General features: G+C 57.0%; 4 protein-coding genes. 1 reads left to right on the forward strand and 3 read right to left on the reverse strand.

The genetic code is table 11. The annotated features are described in order from the left end of the window. The coding region (locus ACYCZJ_RS16330) for an asparagine synthetase B family protein (protein WP_461555283.1) at positions 1 to 1,278 on the forward strand (1,278 nt) is incomplete at its 5' end. A 599-nt stretch (positions 1,279 to 1,877) separates the two neighbouring features. Here the strand turns inward: ACYCZJ_RS16330 and ACYCZJ_RS16335 are convergent. From ACYCZJ_RS16335 to ACYCZJ_RS16345, 3 genes are all read right to left on the reverse strand, one after another. Next, positions 1,878 to 3,206: a putative O-glycosylation ligase, exosortase A system-associated gene (locus ACYCZJ_RS16335; protein ID WP_461555284.1), complete on the reverse strand. Its 1,329-nt coding sequence runs from the start codon at positions 3,204 to 3,206 to the stop codon at positions 1,878 to 1,880. After that, entirely contained in the window at positions 3,203 to 4,588 is a 1,386-nt protein-coding gene (locus ACYCZJ_RS16340; RefSeq protein ID WP_461555285.1) for a phenylacetate--CoA ligase family protein, read from the reverse strand. Before ACYCZJ_RS16340 ends, ACYCZJ_RS16335 begins: the two co-directional genes overlap by 4 nt. A gap of 5 nt (positions 4,589 to 4,593) precedes the next feature. Continuing rightward, the coding region (locus ACYCZJ_RS16345; protein ID WP_461555286.1) for a sulfotransferase family protein at positions 4,594 to 5,383 on the reverse strand (790 nt) is incomplete at its 5' end.

The following is a 5,383-nucleotide window of genomic DNA, read 5'->3' on the forward strand; positions in this document are numbered from 1 at the left end:
CTGCTCCCCGCCCAGTTTGTGGAGTGGCGCAATGGCCAGCTCAATACCGGATTTTACTGGCACCTGCATTATGACGACCACAACTCCGTATCACAGGACGAGCTGGCTGCGCATTTTCGTCCCATACTGCGCGACTCGGTGGCACGTGCTGCACAGGGCAACCACCTGGGCGCATTTCTTTCCGGCGGGCTGGATAGCAGCACGGTCACCGGCACGCTCTCCCAACTCGGCAACACACCCGTCAACACCTATTCCATCGGCTTCGAGGCGGACGGCTTCGACGAAATGGAATTTGCGCGATTGGCCGCCAGAACCTTTGCTGCCAACGCGCACGAGTATTACCTCAAGCCCGCCGATATCGTCACCGCCATACCCATTATCAGCGCGGCTTACGACGAACCGTTTGCCAACGAGTCGGCCGTGCCCACTTATTTCTGCGCCAAACTGGCGCACGACGACGGCATCCGCATCATGCTGGGCGGCGACGGCGGCGACGAAATTTTCGGCGGCAACGCGCGCTACGCCAAGCAAAAAATCTTCGAAGCTTATGGCCTGATTCCGCCCTGGCTGCGTTCCGGTGTCATCGAGCCGCTGGCACATCTGCCCGGCCTGGCGGCACTGGCGCCGGGACGCAAGCTGCAAAGCTATCTTCACCAGGCCAATGTACCGTTGCCTGATCGCATGGAGTCGTATAACTTTCTGCACCGCACGCCGCTTGCCGACATATTCAACGCCGATTTTCTCGCCCGGATCCAACCCGACCAACCCGGCGAACTATTGCGTGAAGTCTACCAGCGCAGCGACTCGCAGCATTTCATCAATCGCATGATGCATCTGGATCTCAAGTTCACGCTGGCCGACAACGATCTGCGCAAGGTCGGACGCATGACCGAGGCAGCCGGCGTGGAAATACGCTATCCGCTGCTCGATGACGCTCTGCTCGACTTTTCCGGCCAGGTTCCGGTGCATCTCAAGGTCAAAGGCACACGCCTGCGGCATTTCTTCAAGGAAGCGGTCCGCGACCTGCTCCCCGATGAAATCATCAACAAATCCAAACACGGCTTCGGCCTGCCATTCGGCGTGTGGGCAACCACCCATGCGCCACTGCGTGAAATCGTACAGGACAGTCTCGCCGCATTCGAGCGCCGCCATATCCTGCAACCTGCTTACCTGGCCGAGTTGCGCCGCCAGCACCAGAGCGGCCACGCCACCTATTATGGGGTAATGATCTGGGTGGTGGTGATGCTGGAGCAGTGGCTGAGCAAACGCGATCTCTAGTATCCAAATCCATTCATTACGAAACATACTCCGCAGATAAGTAGGTTGGGTTAGGCGCGGTTTTTGCGCCGTAACCCAACAGAACCTGATGCTCCTCCTAAACGCGGTGTCGATGTATGTTGCCTATCCATCGGCGCTACAAGTTGGGTTACGCGATAAAGCCGCTAACCCAACCTACATGATTGTCCATCTCCCAATCTGTGCAGGGCGCAATAACCAACGGGCATTGCGCCGGATGCATGCGGTGCAATGCGCTACGCTTATTACACCCTACCGATCCTATGTGGTTTTGTTCCTGTCAATCCTGTCCCCGCCTCTCCTCACAAAAGGCTGTGGCTTGCGCAGTCCATCTCCCAATCTGTGTAGGGCGCAATAACCAACGGGCATTGCGCCGGATGCATGCGGTGCAATGCGCTGCGCTTATTGCACCCTACCGATCCTATGTGGTTTTGTTCCTGTCAATCCTGTCCCCGCCTCTCCTCACAAAAGGCTGTGGCTTGCGCAGTCCATCTCCCAATCTGTGTAGGGCGCAATAACCAACGGGCATTGCGCCGGATGCATGCGGTGCAATGCGCTGCGCTTATTGCACCCTACCGATCCTATGTGGTTTTGTTCCTGTCCATACCTCTCCTCACAAAAGCTTGCGGTTTACGCAACGGCTGGTTTGTCAGCGCTGTACCCGCTGGTACTGTGATCTTGAGCGCAATCACTCCGGTCATCACCATGATTGCGATCAGGTGGTAATACAGATCGAAGTTGGCCAAGCCCAGAAACGCCCCCGCCGAAGCAAAGCCGATCATGCTGACTTGCAGCATGCGCGCCAGATCGGCCGCCCATTTTCGATTTGGGTCTTTGCCGCATTCGCGAATAATCCGCGCGCCCTTGCGCCAGGTCAGCCAGGCCAGCAGCATGAACAGGCCAAAGCCGACATAACCATGCTCGCCCAGCATCTCGAAATAGATGCTATGTACATCGTGGACATTGTAAGGATTGGGCGCATATACCTTGAACACACCGGGCTGGAAAGTATCGAAACCACCCCCGACCAAAGGCCTGTCCTTGCTCAGATTAAATGCGGTCCACCAGGCATTGATGCGCCCCTGCGCAGAATCATCAGTCTGGTAGGTATCGATGGTGTTCATGCGCTGGTACCACTCTGCCGGCATGATACTGACGATCGCCGCCACAGCCAGCGCCATGATCAAACCGGTAAACAGCTTGTTGCGTGTTTTCAGCCAGAGGAAAGTGCCCATGGCCAATCCACCCACCAGGGCACCACGCGACTGGCTGCCCACCACCGCAATTGCGCACAGAAACAACGCCGCCGTGTAACCATGACGCAACCAGGCTTTACGCGCATTCAGATGCAAATACCAGATCAGCGGTATAGTCATGATCAAAGCCAGCGCCATTTCATTGTTGCCGCCAATAAAGGTGCCGAATGGCCCCTGCACCCGATAGGCACCTCCATGTACAATCGTGAAAATACCGCCTTTGATCCCATAGAAACCCAGCGACAGCGCAATGATCAATACCAGCGTTTCAAGTTTCTCGCGCGTATTGATGAGCATCATGGTCAGGAAAACCATCAATTGAATTTTCGCCACCTTCTCCAGCTGCAGCCACGCCAGATCTGGATACAAAGAGAATATGGTAGTGACCAACATCCAGCCGATCATTATCAGCAAAACAATATTTTCCCGCGTCCACGGAATACGCTTGGACTCACTTGAAAAAGCGATTCCCATCACGGTGACGATAGCCACAACAAACGCGAACGGAAAGTCGTAAGCCAACCCCCACGCCAGGCGATGCGGGTTCATGTAACCCAGCCATGACCACATGTAAATACCGAGATATGGTTTTTTCAGGATGAAAGGCAGGCTTCCAAACACTGCGGCAAATACAAATAAATCCCTCAAACTCATGTTGTATTTCTCCTGCAATTTCCGGCTTCGGACGATGGTGTCACATGGCTGATGACATAACGGTATTTACCGGATTTCTCCTTCGGCACTTCATCCATCCGCTCTATCTCCACGCGCACACCCGGGCCAAGGCGCTGCTGGATACCCTGCATGATCCTGCCGGTATTTGCTTCGTCAAACTGGTTGTCGGTAGCCAGCAGGACGTGCGTCAGCGTCAGGCTTTCCTGCACAATCTTGAACTGCCGCACTCCGGGCAGATCACGGATCACATACACCAGCGCCAGGCCGTGCATCACCGTGCCATCCTGCGCCACCACGAAATCGGTGCTGCGCCCTTCGATGGCTTTCAGCAAGGGCAAGCCACGCCCGCAGGCGCAGGGCTGGTCATCGAGCACGCCGACATCGCCGGTACGGTAGCGGATAAACGGAAAATCGCCGGTGGCCAGATGCGTCACCACAATTTCGCCGGACTCGCCGTGCGGCAACACATTGCCTTGCGGATCGACAATTTCCACGATGATGTCCTCGGCGGTGAGGTGCATGCCACCAGCCGGGCACTGGTGCGCGATGAAGCCGGCGTCGCGGCCGCCGTAGCCATTCGCTACCGGGCAACCGAAAGTCTTTTCAATTTGTGCTCGCTGGTGATCGTACAGCGCTTCCGAGGTAACGAAGGCAACCTTGATACCCAGATCATTCATGGCTATGCCATGTGCGTCGGCGTGGCGCGCGATATGCGCCAGCGCCGACGGGTAGCCGAACAGCATTTTCGGGCGCATGGCGCGAATTTCCCGGATGAAGCCGTCAAGTTTTTTGGCGGACATTTCAAACGCCGGCAGCAGTTTCGTACGCAACAGCTTGTCACGTATCAGCTTCACCTTGTCCTGTGCGCCGAGTTCAATCGGTGAGCCCCAAATTACAATTTCCGGATCGCCGATGTCTACCCCCCACCACCGTGTCGCTCGCCATTTAGCGGCCACATCGTGACTGACACGCTCGCGGCCGATGAAAAAAATCAGCGGCTCGCCGCTGGAACCGCCGGTATTGAAACGCGCCAGACCGATGGCATTGTCGGCCTTAAGGGTTTCCAGGTGGCTACGTATCTCGACCTTGGTCAGGAACGGCAAGCGCGCCAAATCACTCAGCGAAGCCAGGGCCGCTGGCTCAAAACCGATGTGCCCGAACAGTTCGCGGTAGTACGGCACATGCGTCTGCGCATGCGTGAGCAAGGCACGCAGACGTTCCAGTTGCAAAACTTGCAGGCGTTTTGTGTCCCACCACTGAGTCTGTTCCATGCCACGGTGCACCGCAACAGTTGTGTGGTGTTTGAGCCGCTCGTGCAACGGGAACAGGATATTGGCAGCAATGGCGGTGTACATTGTCATCCCGGTCAGGTCCGGGTGCTGACGGCTTGCAGCCGTTGGGTCAGCGCCACGCACAATTCGCGTACCGGCGCAGCTATCGCAGGGGGTTCGCGGCGGCGAATCGAGCTGGCAAACACCTTGCGGCTGACAAACGGCGAATAATCCAGCCCGAGAAAGTCAAAAATGCGCGGGAACTCGACTTGCGGAGCAGTCACCAGGTTTTCGTAATGCGCCAGCATCACGCGCTCATCCTGGTGCAGATGCTGTTCAAAATACAGCACGTTGCGGAAATACCAGATCAGCGCCGCCGCCGTGGCATCGTTCATTTCGGGCGTATACAGGTTGCGCACCAGCGCATGGGTTTCATCCGACATGCCGCGCCCGCGCCAGCCGTCGGAATTGCGGTCCGTGGCGATGCGCCCCACCTGCGCGGCAAAATTACGAAATGACACCAGCGCCGAGCTTACCGCATCATTGTAATCGCGCACCATCCACACCGATTTGGCCGGCGCAAATTCGTCCAGCAGACTTTTGAGTTGATCCAGTTCGCACAGCGCCTTGATGACGAACATCGGCGCTGGCGAGCGCTCAATCAACGCATGGATCACCGGCCGCGGGCGCATCTCGTAGGTATCGAAAGCGCGCGCGTCTGTCTCATGGTAGAGATCGGTATCCCAGCTGCGTTCCAGCACATCCATCAGCATGTTGGTGCCGGAACGCTGCATTCCCGTCACCAGAACGTGCAGATGAGGGGCCGTCGTGCTCATCCGCTGACGTGCCTGTTTGGCCAGCAGCAAGGCGCCGCGTTCGATTCGT

The sequence above is a fragment of the Sulfuriferula sp. genome, assembly GCF_054605375.1.